This window comes from Mycolicibacterium grossiae (assembly GCF_008329645.1).
GTDB classification, from domain to species: Bacteria; Actinomycetota; Actinomycetes; order Mycobacteriales; family Mycobacteriaceae; genus Mycobacterium; species Mycobacterium grossiae.
Genome location: NZ_CP043474.1, coordinates 252,995 through 268,630 on the forward strand (window position 1 = coordinate 252,995; position 15,636 = coordinate 268,630).

Below are 15,636 nucleotides of genomic sequence, written 5' to 3' on the forward strand. Positions count from 1 at the left end.
CTGTGAAACCATCTGGCACTCTCCGGCATCGAGTGCTAATTTTGGTGTCGCACAGTGATTGGCTGCCCCGCCAGGGTGGCGGGCTTTCGACAGACGTAGGAGGTGGATTGCTGTGCTTCGTTTCGATCCCTTCAGCGACATCAACGCCGAGGTTTCGGCCTTGACCCGGGGACTGCTGAACAGCCAGACCGGATCGTCTCGTAGTCCGCGGTTCATGCCGATGGACCTGTGCAAGGTCGACGACCACTACCTGCTCACGGCCGACCTGCCCGGTGTCGATCCGGGCTCGGTCGACGTCGACGTCGACAACGGCACGCTCACCATCTCGGCGCGGCGCACGCCGCGCGGCGAGGACGGCGTGCAGTGGCTCGCGAGCGAGCGCTTCTTCGGCACCTACCGACGGCAGCTCTCACTCGGCGACGGCATCGACACCGCGGGCATCGCCGCCTCGTACGAGAACGGCGTCCTCACCATCACGATCCCCCTCGCGGAGCGCGCCAAGGCCCGCAAGGTGGAGATCGCCCACAGCGGCGGTCAGAAGTCCATCCAGCCGACGACCGTCGACGCCTGATTCCGTCGGTGGGTGGCGGCGCGCGCGTGCGCCGTCACCCACCGAGCCGGAACCGCAGGTTGTTGCGCACCGCCGGCCACTCCACGTCCAGGATGGAATAGACGACGGTGTCGCGGCGCGACCCGTCGGGCAGCAGCATATGACTGCGCAGCACGCCGTCGCGCTTGGCGCCGAGCCGTTCGATGGCCGCCCGGCTGGTGGTGTTCATGAAGTGCGTCCGGAATTCGACTGCGACGCAACTCAATGCCTCGAAGGCGTGGGTCAGCATCAGCAGTTTCGCCTCGGTGTTCACCGCCGTGCGGCGCACCGACGCCGAGAACCACGTGGCACCGATCTCCAGCCGTCGATTGGGCCCGTCGACGTTGAGGTAGCTCGACGATCCGATGACCGGGCCGCCGGGCCGCCGTGCGACGAACGTCAACCCCGTGTCGGGATGCTGCCGGGCCAACCGCGCGGCCACCCACTCCTCGGCGGTGTCCGGCGAGGGCGCCATCGTGAACCAGAGTCGCCCGGGATCGCCGTCGGCGCTCGCGGTGGCGATGTCCGCGGTGTCCTCGACCCGCAGCGGGTCCAGCGTCACCGCGGTGCCGGCGAGGGAGACGGGTGCGACGAAGCCAGTCATGCTCGCCGCGCCGAAAGACCACGCGCGGCCCGTGACCAGGCCGCCACCATCGTCAGCACCGATAGCGCGACGGCCAGCGCGGTCACCGCCGCGCCGACGTAGAGTCCGTACCCCGGCGCCACCGGCGGCGATGCGTACAGCCGGTAGTACCACAGCACCAGCACGGCGATGCACACCGAAATGGCAAGCGCCGCAGTCGAAGCCAGCCGCGCCGAGAGACCGCGCGCGGCCATCGCCGCCGCCACCACCAGGGTGGCGGACAGCAGCACGATCAGCTGGCCGACGCCGAACCCGGCCGGCGGCACCCCGATGCTGCCCACCTGACCACCGATCGCCGTGGCCCGGCCACCCCCGTCGGCGGTGGTGGTCAACCACGGCAGCCACGTGCTGACCAGGAGCACCGCGGCGCACAGCACGACGATCCAGCCGGCGCGCAGGGAACCCATGCGCCCGAGGGTATCGGGTGACCGGCGGTCTGCGACGTAGGCTGCCAGCATGACGGACCTGCCCGGCTGGGCGCACGGCCTGGACCTGTCACCGCACCCGGAGGGTGGCTGGTTCCGCGAGACGTGGCGCAGCGACGTCACCATCGCGCCGTCGGCGCTGCCGCCCGACTACGCCGGCCCGCGCAACGCCGGAACGGCAATCCTGTTCCTGCTCTTGGCCGGTCAGCAGTCCGCCTGGCACACGGTGCGCAGCGCCGAGCTGTGGCTGTTCCACCGCGGCAGTCCCCTGCTGCTCGAGGTCGGTGCCGAACGCGACCGCGCCGCGACGCTCGTCCTCGGCACCGACGTCGAGGCCGGCGAGCACCCGCAGGTCCTGGTACCGCCCGGGCACTGGCAGCGGGCCCGGCCCCGCGACGACGAGCCGAGCCTGGTGAGCTGCGTCGTCGTCCCCGGCTTCGACTTCGCCGACTTCGCGCTGCACGCACCTACCGACTGAGCAGCTCCACCGCCGCCGCCACCAGCGCGCCGTTGTCCGGGGCGGCCGTGCCGTCGGGCTGCAGCAGCGTGTCCTCCAAGCCGATGCGCGTCTGCACACCGCACTCGCCGGCGTGCCGCAGGAGCGGCCAACAACTCTCGTCGAGTCCGTGCAGCAGTACCGGGGCCGGCGTACCCGTCGCCCGTACCCGCGCCAGCAGGTCGTCGGCGACGGCGACGTCCTCGTGCCCTTGCAGCTCGATCAGCACCCGCATCGCGTGCTCCACCATCGCCGAATCCGCCCAGGCCGCTGCGGCTTCGGCGTGGAAGAGGCCGATCTCCACGCCGATCCCGCGGCCGTGCAGCACGTCGGCCAGCTCCGCCGCCCCGGGCTCGTGCCAGTTGACCGACGCGAAGTCCGGCAGCACCGTCCAGCCCTCGACCGCGCGGCGACGCGCTGCCGCGTCGGGCAGCGCCCAGAAGCCAGTCGTCACGCCGAGCGGCAGACCGGGCACCGCCTCGCGCACTGCCGCCACGGCGGCGGCCACCACGTCGGGCGCCAGCGAGTCCGTGCCGTCGGTCGCCTTCGGGTGCAGGTGCACCGCCTGCGCACCCGCCCGGTGCGCCTGCAGCGCCGCCGCGGCGAGCTGCTCGGGCGTCACCGGCAGGGCCGGGTGCTCGTCGGGCGTGCGGGCGCCGTTGATGCAGGCCTTGACGTAGGGGACGGGCATGCGCCGATTGTCGCTCGCCGCGCGGTCAGCGCGCCAACCACTCCGCGCGGTCAGCCTGCCAGCGATGCCAGGTTGAACGCCGCGCCGGTCGGGTCGGTGGCCGCGGCCAACCGGCCGTACGGGGTGTCCTCCGCCCCGCGCACGACGGTGCCGCCGTGGCGGACGACGACGTCGAGCGTGGCGTCGACGTCCTCGGCGCCCAGGAACGTCGTCCAGGTCGACGGGCCGTCGGGCAACACTGCTCCGTCCATGACGCCGAGCAGCGGCTCACCGGCGAAGAGGGCGTTGGTGTAGCGGAAGTCGTCGGCGTCGGCCTCGACCTTCAGCTGCCAGTCGAACACCGCACGGTAGAAGTCCAGCGCGCGGGCGTAGTCGCGGGTCGTCAGCTGGTGCCACACCGGGGCGCCGGCGTCGCCGACGACCTCGAAGCCGTGGTGGCCGGCGGGCTGCCACAGCCCGACGACGGCGCCGGCGGGATCGCCGACCATTGCCATCCGGCCCTTGGCGGGCACGTCCATGGCGCCGCCGCACGACGCGCCGCCGTTGGCCACCACGCGTTCCAGCGCGGCGTCGACGTCGTCGACGTGCAGGTAGACCGTCCAGCCGTCGGGCATGTCCCACTGCGGGTCGTTGGGCATCAGCCCGGCCACAGGCGAGCCGCCGACGAACGCGTTGACGTAGCCGCCGTAACCGGGCCCGGGGCGCTCGAACGTCCAGCCGAACACCGCACCGTAGAACTCACTCGCGCGGTCGAGGTCGGAGGTGGTCAGGTCGATCCAGGTGGGTGCGCCGACGGGTGCGCGGTAGCCGGTGGTCACGGTGTGCTCCTCGGTGGGTCGGGACGTGCGTACCCGTGTCGACCGGCGGTGTGCGCGAAACTCATCGCGCGGGGCCTCAGCGCGTCACGCCGAGGACCCGTAGGGCGTTCTCCTTGTAGACCAGCGGCGCGATCGCCGGATCGAGGTCGAGCGCGGCGAAATCGCGCTGCCAGCGGTCGAACTGGACGTAGGGGTGGTCGGTGCCGAACAGCGCCTTGGTGCGCAGCGGGCGGGCGAGCGCACGCACCAGTTGCGGCGGGAAGTACTTCGGCGAGTAGCCCGACAGGTCGACGTAGACGTTCGCCTTGTGAGTGGCGATCGCGATCTGCGCGTCCACCCACGGCACCGCGGGATGCGCCATGACGATCGTCAGGCCGGGAAAGTCGGCGGCCACGTCGTCGAGCAGCATCGGGTCGCTGTAGCGCAGCTTGATGCCGTGCCCGCCGGGCATGCCGGAGCCGAGGCCGGTCTGTCCGGTGTGGAACAGCGCGGGCACGCCGGCCGCGGCGATCGCCTCGTAGATCGGGTAGTAGCGGCGGTCGTTGGGCTCGAAGGACTGCACGCTCGGGTGGAACTTGAACCCGCGCACCCCGAGCGCGAGCTGCTCGGCGACGCGGTCCGGCGCACCGTCGGCCAGCGGGTCGACGCTGCCGAACGGGATCAGCACGTCGGCGTTGCGGGCGGCTCCCGCCACCAGGTCGGCGATCGAGTTCGGTGGGTGCCCGGTGGCCGTGGCGGCGTCGATCGTGAACACCACCGCCGCGGCCCGCCGCGCCCGGTAGTGCTCGGCGAGGTCGTCGACGGTGGCGGCGGCCGCGTCGGTCATCCGGAAGTAGTCGCGGGTGGCGCTGACCAGCTCGTCGTCGTAGGCGTTGTGCCCGTGGCAGTCGACCTCGACGTGGGTGTGCACGTCGATCGCGACGACGGCGTCGAAGTCGACCGCGCAGGCGTACGGCGTCACGCGAACGTCGACTTGAACTTCTCCAGCGACTCCTTGATGTCGCCCTTCAACCCGCCGGCCACCACCATGCCGATCGGACCGAAGAGCGCGGGGCCGCCAAGATGCACGTCGAACGTCACCACCGAACTCGACGGGTCGGTCTCCGACGGCCGGATCTTGCCCATGAGCTTCACCTTGACGCCGCCCTTGCCCTCACCGTTGAGCGTCATCGACTGCGGGGGCTTCCAGTTCACGATGGTCCACTTGATCCGGTTCGCCATGCCCATCACCTCCATGATGGACGTGATCTGGGTGCCCTTGCCGAGCGTCTCGGGCAGCTTGTCGCGCCACACCCGGTGGACGGTGAGCCACTCCTTGTACCGCGACAGGTCGGAGGCGGCTTCCCACGCCTTCTCTGGCGGCAGCGGGATCTCGACCGATTCGGAGAGCTTGGCCATGGCTACGACTGGGGCGGGGTGGGCGCCTGCGGCGGCTGCTGCTGCGGGGGCTGCTGGCCGACGGGCGGCTGGCCCGGCTGGCGGGCGGCCTGCTCGCGGGCGGCCTTCTTCGCGGCCTCCTGCACCTTGTCCACGGCGCCGGCGTACTTGTTCTGCGTCTTCTTGTCGACGATGTCGCCGACCTTGTCGATCGCGGTGTCGACCTTGTCGCCGTTCTTCGCCACCAGGTCCTTCACCTTGTCCAGGAATCCCATGCGACCAGCCTATCGCCAGCGGTCAGTCGGCCGTCCGCCACAACCGGCGGGGTTCGCCGAGAATCCGGCCCTGAACCCACCACAGCACCTCGATCAGCGCCGCACCGACCGCGCCGACGCCGAGCGCGATCGCGGTGGTCCGTGCATTCGACGGATCGAGGAGGAACAGGTCGCGGGCGAACGGGATGGCGAAGATGACGACGTAGGCCAGCGCCGACACCGCCACCAGCGCGACGCGCCACCACTCGTAGGGCCGCGCCACCACGGCCAGCACCCACAGCGCGCTGACGAGCAGCGTGATCAGCGCCGCGGTGGACGCCTGATTCTGCTCGACCGTCGACGCCGCCCGGCCCTGGTAGGCCAACAGGTAGGAGACGAAGGTGGCGATGCCGACCACCGTCCCGCTGGGCAGCGCCGAGGTCATCACGCGGCGCACGAAGCCCGAACGCGCGCGCTCGTGGTTCGGCGCCAGCGACAGCACGAACGCCGGGATGCCGATGGTGAACCACGCGGCGATCGTGACGTGGATCGGCTGGAACGGGAACGGCAGCGAATCGGTGCCGAACACCTTCGACGCGAGACCCGCCAGCCCGACCGCGACGGCCAGCAGCACCGAGTACACGGTCTTGGTGAGGAACAGGTTGGAGACCCGTTCGATGTTGCCGATCACCCGTCGGCCCTCGGCGACGACGTAGGGCAGGGTGGCGAACCTGTTGTCCAGCAAGACGATCTGCGCGACGGCGCGCGACGCCGAGGACCCCGAGCCCATCGCGACGCCGATGTCGGCGTCCTTCAGCGCGAGCACGTCGTTCACGCCGTCGCCCGTCATGGCCACGGTGTGCCCGCGCGACTGCAGGGCGTGCACCATGGCCCGCTTCTGGTCCGGGCGCACCCGGCCGAACGTGGTGCACTCCTCCAGCGCGGCGGCGAGGCGGTCGGGCTCCTCGGGCAGCGTGCGCGCGTCCCTCGTCTCGCCGTGCAGGCCGAGCGTTCCCGCCACCGCACCGACCGACACCGCGTTGTCGCCGCTGATCACCTTGACGGTCACCTTCTGCGCGGCGAAGTAGTCCAGGGTGTCGCGGGCGTCGGGCCGGACGCGTTGCTCGAGCACCACCAGGGCCACCGGCGTCACCCGGCCCGGCGCGTCGGGCGCGTCGACGGAGCGGTCGGTGGCGCCGAGCAGCAGCACGCGCAGGCCCCGGGCACCGATCCGCTCGGCCAGCTCGGCCTGCTCGGACGACGGGTCGAGCAGCACGTCGGGCGCGCCGATGACCCAGTTGCCGTGCTCGCCGTAGGACGTGCCGCTCCACTTGGTGGCGGACTTGAACGGGGCGACGGCGGTGGCCGTCCAGCCCGGCGGATCGGCGTAGGCCTCGGCGATCGCCTGCATGCTCGCGTTGGGCCGGGCGTCGTCGGCGGCGAGCTGGGCCAGCACGTCGGCCACCCGGCCGTCGGCGCCCGAGGGATCCAGCGGCTGGGTCTCGGCGAGTCGCATGCCGTTCTCGGTGAGGGTGCCGGTCTTGTCCGCGCACACGACGTCGACGCGGGCCAGGCCCTCGATCGCCGGCAACTCCTGCACCAGGCACTGGCGCCGGCCGAGCCGCACCACCCCGACCGCGAACGCGATCGACGTCATGAGGACCAGGCCCTCGGGCACCATCGGCACCAGCGCGCCGACCATCCGCAGCACCGACTGCCGCCACCCCGCATCGGTGGTGAACAGCTGGGTGTAGATGACGAGCAGACCCGCCGGCACCAACAGGTAGGTGATGAAGCGCAGGATCTCGTTGATGCCGGTCCGCAGCTCCGAACGCACCAGCGTGAACTTGCTGGCCTCCTCGGCGAGCTTCGCCGCGTAGGCCTCGCGACCGACCTTCGTCGCGCGGTAGGCGCCACTGCCGGCCACCACGAAGCTGCCCGACATCACCGCGTCGCCGATGCCCTTGACGATCGGGTCCGCCTCGCCGGTGAGCAGCGACTCGTCGACCTCGAGGTTGGTGGCCTCGAGCACCTCGCCGTCGACGACGATCTGGTCACCCGGGCCGAGTTCGATGACGTCGTCGAGCACCACCTCGTCGGGCGGGCGTTCGGCCGTACCGGAGCGGCGGCGCACCGTGGGGCGCGCCTGCCCGACGATCGCGAGGTCGTCGAGCGTCTTCTTGGCGCGTAGCTCCTGGATGATGCCGATCGCGCTGTTGGCGACGATCAGCAGCCCGAAGAGCCCGTTGATCAGCGAGCCCGTCGCCACCACGATGCAGAACAGCACGCCGAGGATGGCGTTGATGCGCGTGAGGACGTTGGCGCGCACGATCTCGCCGACGCTGCGGGCGGCGCGGGCCGGGACGTCGTTGGTCTTGCCCTCGGCGACCCGCTGGGCGACCTCGGCGTCCGAGAGTCCCTCGGTGGCGTCAGGCACGGGTGAAGACCCCGAGGCCGTCCTCGTTCCAGTACTCGAGCGTGAGCGTGTCACCGTCGAACGTCGCCGACGTCACGGTGCCCGGGTTCGAATTCTCCGCGACGAAGCTCACGGAGAACACGTTGCCGTCCCAGTGCTTCAACGGCACCGTGAACGTCGGCCCCAACGCGAGTTGCAGACCGCCGTCGACCTCGGTGATCCTGGCCGGGCCGTACAACGGGTTGGCGTAGTCGCCCACGTACGACGACAGCGGCGCGGGCGGTGCGGGCGTGGCCGGCGGCTGCTTGCCGGCCAGCGATCCGGTCGGCGTCTCCATCTGCAGGAACGCGTCGTGATAGGCCGACCACCAGTCGTCGCGGACCTTGCCGTACTGCACGAGGTCGGCGAATTCGGCCGTCAGCGTCTCGGGCGCCCCCGACGGCGTCGCGTTCGTGAGCGCGACGATCGCGACGTCGGCGGCCGGCAGGAACAGGACGTTGGTGGCAGCCCCGAGTTCGAAGGCTCCGGAATGGCTGAACTGCTGGCGACCGGTCGACGTCGTGCTGACGTCGAACCCGTAGCCGTAGAAGCCCGAGCGCATGGCCGGCTCGGTGCCACGATTCGTGACCATCTGCGGTGTCACTGCCGGCAGGAGCGCCGCTGGGTCGACGATCTGCTTGCCTTGGTAGGAGCCGTTGCCGAGGACCATCGCCATCCAGTGCGTCATGTCGTCGACCGAGCTGCTCGCCCCGCCCGCCGGCGACTGGGCCTGTGCGTCGCGCACGTAATCCGGCGCATAGCGGTCGCCGAGATGGATGTGCCCGATGGCCCGGTTGGGGCGACTCTCGTACGCGTCGAACCGGGAACTCGTCGAGGTCATGCCGAGCGGGCCGTAGAGCACCTCCTGGCTGAGGTCCTCCCAGGACTTGCCGGCTCCGGCGGCAGCCGCCTCTGCGCCGGTCGTGAAACCGAAATTGGTGTAGGCGTACGACGTTCGGAACGGATCCAGCGGATAGTCGCGCAGCTTGTCCAGGATGTACGGCCGGTCGTAGCCGAGTTCCTCGAGGAGGTCGCCGGCATGATCGGGCAGGCCGGAGCGGTGCGCGAGCATGTCGCCGACCGTGACCATCCGGGTGACGGCGGGATCGGCGAGCGCGAAGCGCGGCAGCTTCTCCGTGATGGGGGTGTCCCAGCTGAGTGCCCGTTGGCCGACCTGGTGGGCGACCACCGTGGCGGTCAGCGACTTCGACACCGACGCCAGCTGGAAGACGGTGTCGGGGTCGACGCGATTCGCCGGATCGTCCGCGGGCCTGCGGTTGTCCTTGACGCCGAAACCCTTCGCGTAAACCGTCTTTCCGCCGTGCACGACCGCGACCGCCATGCCGGGCAGACCCGACTTCCGCATGACGTCATCGGCCAGGCCATCGATCTTCGCCACGGCGTTCTCGACGGCGTCGTCGGGCAACGGCATCGCCGCGACCAACGGCGGGGGCACGTCGGAGGTCGAGGACGGCGCGGGTGACGTCGGCGAGGCCGACGTCGCGGACGACGAGGAGTCTCTCGTCGAGCCGCATCCGGTGAGGAGTGCCAGGACCGCGACGGGCACGACGAACCGGCGGATCAAGATCGCGAAGCGCACACGTGCACGCTATCGGGTCACTGCCGCCACCACGCGTCCAATGACGCGTCCGTCACCCGTTCGACGCGTTCCCCGGGCCGCGGCGTCGCGATCGGGACGCTCTCACCGGCAGCTGCGGTGACCAGTCGCTCGACCGGTTCGGACCACGGGTGCGGCGCCAGGCGGAACGTCGCCCAGTGGATCGGCACCAGCAGGCCGTCGTCGGTGACGTCGCGGTGCGCGCGGACGGCCTCCTCCGGGTTCATGTGGATGTCTGGCCAGCCCGGGTGGTAGGCGCCGATGGGCATCAGCGTGAGGTCGAACGGACCGTGCTCGGCGCCGATGTCGGCGAAGATGCGGCCGTAACCGGTGTCGCCGCCGAAGAATGCGCGGTGCCGCGGGCCCTTGATGGCCCACGACGCCCACAGCGTCACGTCGCGGTTGACGAAGCGGCCCGAGAAGTGCCGTGCCGGCGTGCAGACCAGCGTCAGATCGTCGAGCGTCGCGCTCTCGTTCCAGTCGAGTTCGACGATGCGATGGGCGGGGACGTGCCAGGTGCGCAGATGCGCGCCGATGCCGAGCGGCACGTAGAACTTGGCGCGCTGGGTGCGCACCAGCCGCTTGACGGTGTCGACGTCGAGGTGGTCGTAGTGGTCGTGGCTGATGACGATGGCGTCGACGGCGGGCAGCGCCTCGATCGGGGCGGGCACCGGGTGCAGCCGGTGCGGCCCGACCGCGCGCGACGGCGAGCACCGGTCGCTCCAAATCGGATCGGCGAGGATGCGATAGCCGTCCACCTCGATGACGGCCGACGAGTGGCCGAACCACGTCGCGGCGAGGTCGGCGGCGGGGACGCCCGTCGTGGGCGTGACGAGCGGGACGTCGAACGGGGGCCGCTGTTCGTCGCCGTTGCCGAGCACGTCGCGCAGCAGGATGAACTGCTCCTGGCGGCTGAGGCTGGTCTCCGAGGCGGGCTCGAGGTTGACGAAGACGCCGTCGTGGAAGTGCGGTGACCGCTTGGCCACCGCGCCGATCTCCACGGGCGAGGCGCCCAGCGCGGACGGCGCTCCCTGCAGCGCCCGCAGCGCCCAGCCGCCGCCGACGATCGCCGCCGTGCCGCCGATGAGCCGGACCGCCTCGCCGAGCATCAGGCGCCCTTGAAATTCGGCGGCCGCTTCTCGATGCGGGCCACCTGCGCCTCGATGATGTCCTGGCTGGACCACGCCCGGTCGAACAGTTCCTGGTGGGCGGGCCACGGGTCCTCGTAGGCACCGTCGTCGTTGAGCACCCGCTTGGCGTGCTGCAGGGCCAGCGGCGCGAAGCCGGCGATCTCCTGCGCCCAGGCCTGGGCGTCGGCGAGCGTGCCGATGCGGTTGGCCATGCCGGTGTGCAGCGCGGCCTCGGCCGTGAGCCGCTCGGCCGCCAGCAGCATGCCGCGGGCCCGGCCCGCACCGACCAGCGACGTCAGCCGCCGGATGCTCCAGTTGTCCAGCGCGATACCGTATTTCGCGACCGGGAACTGGAAGTAGGCCTCCGGCGCGACGACCCGCAGGTCGCAGATCATCGACAGGATGACCCCGGCGCCGATCGCGGGGCCGTTGATGGCGCCGATGACGGGGAAGGGCGCCTGGTCGATCGCGATGTTGAGGGCCTTGGCCTTGTCGGGCAGCTCGTCGGCGACGCCCTGCCCGCCGGAGAGGTCGGCACCCGAGGAGAAGACGTGCCCGCCGCCGGTGAGCACCACCGCGCGGACGTCCTGGGTGGCGGCCTTCTCGATGGTCTCGCGCAGGCCGTCGACCAGCTCGGCGTTGAGTGCGTTGCGTCGTTCGGGCCGCTGCATCTCCAGGGTGAGCACGGCACCGTCACGGGTCTCGCCAATCATGCCGCCAGCCTATATAGCCTGCTGGTGTGAGTCGGATCGGTGCCCTCGAGCTGCGCGACGCCGTGTTGGACGACGGGTCGTTCCTCAGCTGGGACGGCCCGCCGCTCGACGTCGGGGCGAGCGCGGCCTACCGCCGCGAGCTGGCCGACGCCGCGGCGAAGACGGGTCTCGACGAAGCCGTGCTGACCGGCGAGGGCACCGTGCACGGCCGCCGCGTCGCGGTGGTGGCCTGCGAGTTCGATTTTCTGGCCGGGTCGATCGGCGTGGCGGCGGCCGAGCGAATCACCGCGGCCATCGAACGCGCGACCGCCGAGCGGCTGCCGCTGGTGGCCTCCCCCAGCTCCGGCGGCACCCGCATGCAGGAGGGCACGGTCGCGTTCCTGCAGATGGTCAAGATCGCCGCAGCGGTCGAATTGCACAAGCGCGCCCACCTGCCGTATCTGGTCTACCTGCGGCACCCCACCACCGGCGGGGTGTTCGCGTCGTGGGGCTCGCTGGGCCACGTGACGGCCGCCGAGCCGGGCGCGCTGATCGGCTTCCTCGGCCCGCGGGTCTACGAGCACCTGTACGGCGAGCCGTTCCCGGAGGGCGTGCAGACCGCGGAGAACCTGCACCGGCACGGCGTCATCGACGGCGTCGTGCCGCTGGCGTTGCTGCGCTCGACGCTCGACCGTGCGCTGACGGTGCTCGCCGACGCGCCGGGCGATCTGCCCGAGCCGCCCACCCCTGAGCCGGTGCCCGACGTCCCGGCGTGGGAGTCGGTGGTGTCGTCGCGGCGCCCGGACCGCCCCGGCGTGCGGTACCTGCTTGAGCACGGCACCACCGAGCGGGTGCTGCTGTCCGGCACGGGCGGCGAGGGCGAGGGCGCGACGACGCTGCTGGCGCTCGCCCGATTCGGCGGCCAGCCGGCGGTGGTGGTGGGACAGCAGCGCGGCCGGGGCGGCGGTCTGGTCGGCCCGCGGGCGCTGCGCGAGGCGCGTCGCGGCATGGCGCTGGCGGCGAGCGTACGGCTGCCGCTGGTCCTGATGATCGACACCGTCGGTCCGGCGCTGTCGACCGAGGCCGAGGAGGGCGGCCTGGCCGGCGAGATCGCGCTCTGCCTGGCCGAACTCGTCACGCTGGACACCCCGACGGTGTCGGTGCTGCTCGGCCAGGGCAGCGGCGGTCCCGCGCTGGCGATGGTGCCGGCCGACCGCGTGCTCGCCGCGCTGCACGGCTGGCTGGCGCCGCTGCCACCCGAGGGCGCGAGCGCCATCGTGTACCGCGACGTCGACCACGCACCGGAACTGGCTGCTGCACAGGGCATTCGGTCGACCGACCTGCTGCGGGCCGGCATCGTCGACGCCGTCGTGCCCGAACTCGGCGACGCCGCGGACACGCCGCTGGACTTCACCGGCCGGTTGTCGGCGACGGTGGCACGCGAACTCAGCGCGTTGCGCTACCTGGCCGACGACGAACGGATGGCCCGGCGGTTGGAGCGCTACCGCCGGATCGGGTTGCCGTCCTAGCGCCTGCGGAACAATTCGGCCGGCCTGCCCCGGCCCGACGTGACGGTGTGGCCCGTCTCGACCAGGTACGGAGCCATTCGTCGCTTGAAGGTGTCCGGCTGCAGCGTCGTTCCCGCCACGGCCTCGTGCAGGCGGCGCAGTTCGCGCAGCGTGAAGGCGTTGCCCCAGGCGGCTACGTCGTCGGCGGTGTCGTCGGCGGTGTCGCCGTCGCCGTCGGCCAGGAGCCCGTACGGATCGGGCCGCGCGCGGTGCTCGTCCTCGAGCCTGACGCGCGCCAGGTCGATGATGTCCGCGTGGTCGCGCCACATCCGGCCCGGGCGGTGCACGGGTGTCAGCCGGGTCGCGGGTAGGCGGTCGGCGAGCCGGTCGAGCCGCACCACCGCCATGTGCGCCACCGCGAGCACGCGGCCACGGTCGTCGCGGTCGAGGGCGTCGAAGACGTGGAGCTGACGCGGGACGACACCGGTGACGCCGGCCTTGTCGCGCAGCGAGCGGGCGACGGCGTCGGCGAGCAGTTCGTCGATGTGCATGAAAGTGCCGGGCAGTGCCCACCCGGGCCCATCGGGTCGGCGTACCTGGAGCACCAGGATCTCGGCGCGAACCGGATCGTAGGTGAGCGCGGCCGTGTCGACGGCCACCGAGGGCTGCGGATACTCGTCGAGCATGGACGTGTCGGGCCCCTTCGCTATGGTGAACGTATAAACGCAGTATCGCGTAAATTGCGCGGGCGAGGGGGAACGGCATGGCATTGACCACGGTTCAGTTGGATCGGGCGGTCGGCGTCCTGGTGGCGACAGCGGCGGGGGACGCGCTCGGCGCGCCGTACGAGTTCGAGCCGCCGCGCGGCCCGGAGCAGGAGGTCGCGATGGTGGGCGGCGGCTCGTTCGGCTGGGCGCCCGGCGAGTGGACCGACGACACGTCGATGGCGCTTGCCATCGCCGAGGTGGCCGCGACCGGTGCGGATTTGCGCGACGAGGCCGCCCAGACGGCGATCGTCGAGCGCTGGTACGGCTGGTCGCGCACGGCGACCGACGTGGGCAATCAGACCCGTGCCGTGTTGGACGCCACCGGCCGCGCGGGCCTCTCGGCGGCGAACGCGCTGGCGGCGTCGCGCGCGCTGCACGAGCGCAGCGGACACACCGCGGGTAACGGGTCGCTCATGCGGACCGCGCCCGTCGCGCTGGCGTACCTGGACGACGAGGACGGGCTGGTCGAGGCGGCGCGCAGCATCAGCTCGCTGACCCATTACGACCCGGACGCCGGGGACGCGTGCGTGCTGTGGTGTCTCGCGATGCGCCATGCCGTGCTGACCGGCGAACTGGACGTGCGAGTCGGGCTGCGCCGCCTGCCCACCGGCCGGCAGGCGCTGTGGGCCGAGCGCCTGGACGTCGCGGAGCATTCGGTGCCGGCCGACTTCTCCCGCAATGGCTGGGTCGTGGAGGCGCTGCAGGCCGCGTGGTCGGCGATCGCCACTACGCCGGTGCCGGCCGCGGATCCGGCGGCCCGGACGTTCCCGGCCGACCACCTGCGGCGCGCACTCGACGCTGCGGTGCGCTCGGGCAACGACACCGACACCGTGGCCGCGATCGCGGGCGGCATGCTGGGCGCCCGGTGGGGCGCGTCGGCAGTGCCCGCCTCCTGGCGCCGGCTGCTGCACGGCTGGCCGGGCATCACCTGCCGGGACCTAGTCGCGCTTGCGACGCGGATCGTGGGTGCTGATGCGCCGTGGGGCAATCGCGTCATTCCCATGGCACCGTCGCAGCACCCACGCGACGCCGGAGTGTGGCTGGGCGACCTCGCGACGCTCGGTGCGCTGCCGGACGGGGTGGACGCCGTGGTGTCGTTGTGCCGGGTGAAGGACGAGGACCTACCGCGCGGTGTCGAGCAGGTGGACGTTCGGCTGATCGACATCGTCGGCGCCAACGCGCATCTCGACTTCGTCCTGACCGACACGGTTCGTCTGCTGCAGCAGTTGCGCGCAGAGGGACGCACGGTATTGCTGCACTGCGTGGCGGCGCAGAGCCGCACGCCCACGGTGGCGGCGCTGTACGGCGCCTGGACCGCCGGCATCGACGGCAGACAAGCGCTGGCCGAGGTGAGCGCGTTGCTCCCCGACGCGTACCCCAATCCGGAGTTCCGCGAAGCCCTGGACCGCCTCGCGCCGTGACATCCTCGATGGCGTGGACGCGCTGCTGCACTTCGCCGGGAACTACTGGTGGTTGATCTTCCCGCTGAGCGGTGTCATCGGCGGCGGCGTGCGGGCGGTCTCCGCGGCGAATGAGCGGCGTGCCGAGCGTCGCCTCGAGCGCTATCGCATCAAGCAGCAGACGAAGGTCGCCATGGCGGAGGCCTCGGGACGGGGCCGGACGGACGAGGAGTCGGCGCGGCGTGAGGTGTCCCGGGTCGTGGCGCGGCACGACGAGACCGACGCCCGCTGGCTGGAGTACGAACTCGACGTCGCGAAGCTGCTCGACTTCCCCGTCATGACCGACATGCGCGAGCCGTTGACCGCCGCCTTCCACCGGGCGCGCAGCCGGGCCGACCTGCTGCGGCCGGCCCGTACCGACGACCTCGTCGCCGATCGTGACGCGCTGGCCGAGTACCGCGATGCCGTGCACGACTACGCCGCCGCCTTCGACGTCGCCGAGGCCGAGGCGCGACGGCGCCGACGCAGCGACTTCTCCAGCGACGACCGCGAGCGCCTCGAGCGCGCCCAGCACCTGTTGGGCATCGCGTCCGACGATGCGGCCACCGTCGCCGAACGACGGAGCGCGTATGCGCGGGCGCAGCGCGAACTCGACGGCCTGCTCGTGCTGCCCGCCGCGACGCAGGCAGCCTTGGAGCGTCGTGTCGCCGGGGAGTTGGAGGCGTAGGGCGCTCGGCGTCCGCGCCGGGCGTCGCGCCGGGGGGCCTGCGTCG

General features: G+C 71.8%; 17 protein-coding genes. 5 read left to right on the plus strand and 12 right to left on the minus strand.

Annotated elements, in window-relative coordinates; translation table 11 throughout:
* Window positions 1–112: 112 nt before the first annotated feature.
* Window positions 113–571, plus strand: coding sequence for an Hsp20/alpha crystallin family protein (locus FZ046_RS01295; protein WP_070353516.1), 459 nt, complete (start codon window positions 113–115; stop codon window positions 569–571).
* 34 nt (window positions 572–605) lie between these two features.
* Here the strand turns inward: FZ046_RS01295 and FZ046_RS01300 are convergent, their stop codons facing one another.
* Together FZ046_RS01300 and FZ046_RS01305 are read right to left on the minus strand one after the other, a co-directional pair.
* Window positions 606–1,193, minus strand: a complete 588-nt coding sequence (locus tag FZ046_RS01300; protein ID WP_070353515.1) for a GNAT family N-acetyltransferase — start codon at window positions 1,191–1,193, stop codon at window positions 606–608.
* Window positions 1,190–1,639 (minus strand): hypothetical protein, encoded by a 450-nt coding sequence (locus FZ046_RS01305; RefSeq protein WP_070353514.1) that lies wholly within the window; start codon window positions 1,637–1,639, stop codon window positions 1,190–1,192. The genes FZ046_RS01300 and FZ046_RS01305 overlap by 4 nt, the downstream gene beginning before the upstream one ends.
* Before the next feature lie 49 nt (window positions 1,640–1,688).
* On the opposite strand from FZ046_RS01305, the gene FZ046_RS01310 reads away from it, so the two are divergent.
* Window positions 1,689–2,135 carry a cupin domain-containing protein gene (locus FZ046_RS01310; RefSeq protein WP_070353513.1) on the plus strand — a complete coding sequence of 149 codons (447 nt, stop codon included), beginning with the start codon at window positions 1,689–1,691 and terminating at the stop codon, window positions 2,133–2,135.
* Here FZ046_RS01310 and FZ046_RS01315 read toward each other — a convergent pair.
* The 9 genes from FZ046_RS01315 to FZ046_RS01355 form a co-directional block, all read right to left on the minus strand.
* Window positions 2,125–2,844: a 3-keto-5-aminohexanoate cleavage protein gene (locus FZ046_RS01315; protein WP_070353512.1), complete on the minus strand. Its 720-nt coding sequence runs from the start codon at window positions 2,842–2,844 to the stop codon at window positions 2,125–2,127. The two genes, FZ046_RS01310 and FZ046_RS01315, sit on opposite strands and share 11 nt — an antisense overlap.
* A gap of 50 nt (window positions 2,845–2,894) precedes the next feature.
* Window positions 2,895–3,662 (minus strand): VOC family protein, encoded by a 768-nt coding sequence (locus FZ046_RS01320; RefSeq protein WP_070353511.1) that lies wholly within the window; start codon window positions 3,660–3,662, stop codon window positions 2,895–2,897.
* A gap of 76 nt (window positions 3,663–3,738) precedes the next feature.
* A complete protein-coding gene (locus FZ046_RS01325; RefSeq protein WP_070353510.1) occupies window positions 3,739–4,623 on the minus strand; it encodes an amidohydrolase family protein in 885 nt (294 codons plus the stop codon).
* A complete protein-coding gene (locus FZ046_RS01330) occupies window positions 4,620–5,060 on the minus strand; it encodes a type II toxin-antitoxin system Rv0910 family toxin (RefSeq protein WP_070353509.1) in 441 nt (146 codons plus the stop codon). The genes FZ046_RS01325 and FZ046_RS01330 overlap by 4 nt, the downstream gene beginning before the upstream one ends.
* A 2-nt stretch (window positions 5,061–5,062) precedes the next feature.
* Window positions 5,063–5,314, minus strand: a complete 252-nt coding sequence (locus FZ046_RS01335; RefSeq protein ID WP_070353508.1) for an antitoxin — start codon at window positions 5,312–5,314, stop codon at window positions 5,063–5,065.
* A gap of 22 nt (window positions 5,315–5,336) precedes the next feature.
* Window positions 5,337–7,730 carry a cation-translocating P-type ATPase gene (locus tag FZ046_RS01340; protein ID WP_070353507.1) on the minus strand — a complete coding sequence of 798 codons (2,394 nt, stop codon included), beginning with the start codon at window positions 7,728–7,730 and terminating at the stop codon, window positions 5,337–5,339.
* Entirely contained in the window at window positions 7,723–9,348 is a 1,626-nt protein-coding gene (locus FZ046_RS01345; protein WP_246182880.1) for a serine hydrolase, read from the minus strand. The genes FZ046_RS01340 and FZ046_RS01345 overlap by 8 nt, the downstream gene beginning before the upstream one ends.
* Window positions 9,349–9,365: 17 nt before the next feature.
* The gene (locus tag FZ046_RS01350; RefSeq protein ID WP_070353506.1) at window positions 9,366–10,475 is read right to left on the minus strand and encodes an MBL fold metallo-hydrolase; all 1,110 of its coding nucleotides are present in this window, start codon (window positions 10,473–10,475) and stop codon (window positions 9,366–9,368) included.
* Window positions 10,475–11,209 (minus strand): enoyl-CoA hydratase, encoded by a 735-nt coding sequence (locus FZ046_RS01355; protein WP_070353505.1) that lies wholly within the window; start codon window positions 11,207–11,209, stop codon window positions 10,475–10,477. Before FZ046_RS01355 ends, FZ046_RS01350 begins: the two co-directional genes overlap by 1 nt.
* 26 nt (window positions 11,210–11,235) lie before the next feature.
* Between FZ046_RS01355 and FZ046_RS01360 the strand changes: the two genes are divergently transcribed.
* Entirely contained in the window at window positions 11,236–12,717 is a 1,482-nt protein-coding gene (locus FZ046_RS01360; RefSeq protein ID WP_070353504.1) for a carboxyl transferase domain-containing protein, read from the plus strand.
* On the opposite strand, the gene FZ046_RS01365 is transcribed toward FZ046_RS01360, so the two are convergent.
* Window positions 12,714–13,382: an NUDIX hydrolase gene (locus FZ046_RS01365; RefSeq protein WP_070353503.1), complete on the minus strand. Its 669-nt coding sequence runs from the start codon at window positions 13,380–13,382 to the stop codon at window positions 12,714–12,716. The two genes, FZ046_RS01360 and FZ046_RS01365, sit on opposite strands and share 4 nt — an antisense overlap.
* Before the next feature lie 77 nt (window positions 13,383–13,459).
* Between FZ046_RS01365 and FZ046_RS01370 the strand changes: the two genes are divergently transcribed.
* Together FZ046_RS01370 and FZ046_RS01375 are read left to right on the plus strand one after the other, a co-directional pair.
* Complete coding sequence (locus tag FZ046_RS01370) at window positions 13,460–14,884, plus strand: ADP-ribosylglycohydrolase family protein (RefSeq protein WP_070353502.1); 1,425 nt, start codon at window positions 13,460–13,462, stop codon at window positions 14,882–14,884.
* A 13-nt stretch (window positions 14,885–14,897) separates the two neighbouring features.
* Window positions 14,898–15,590 carry a hypothetical protein gene (locus FZ046_RS01375; protein WP_070353501.1) on the plus strand — a complete coding sequence of 231 codons (693 nt, stop codon included), beginning with the start codon at window positions 14,898–14,900 and terminating at the stop codon, window positions 15,588–15,590.
* Window positions 15,591–15,636 lie beyond the last annotated feature (46 nt).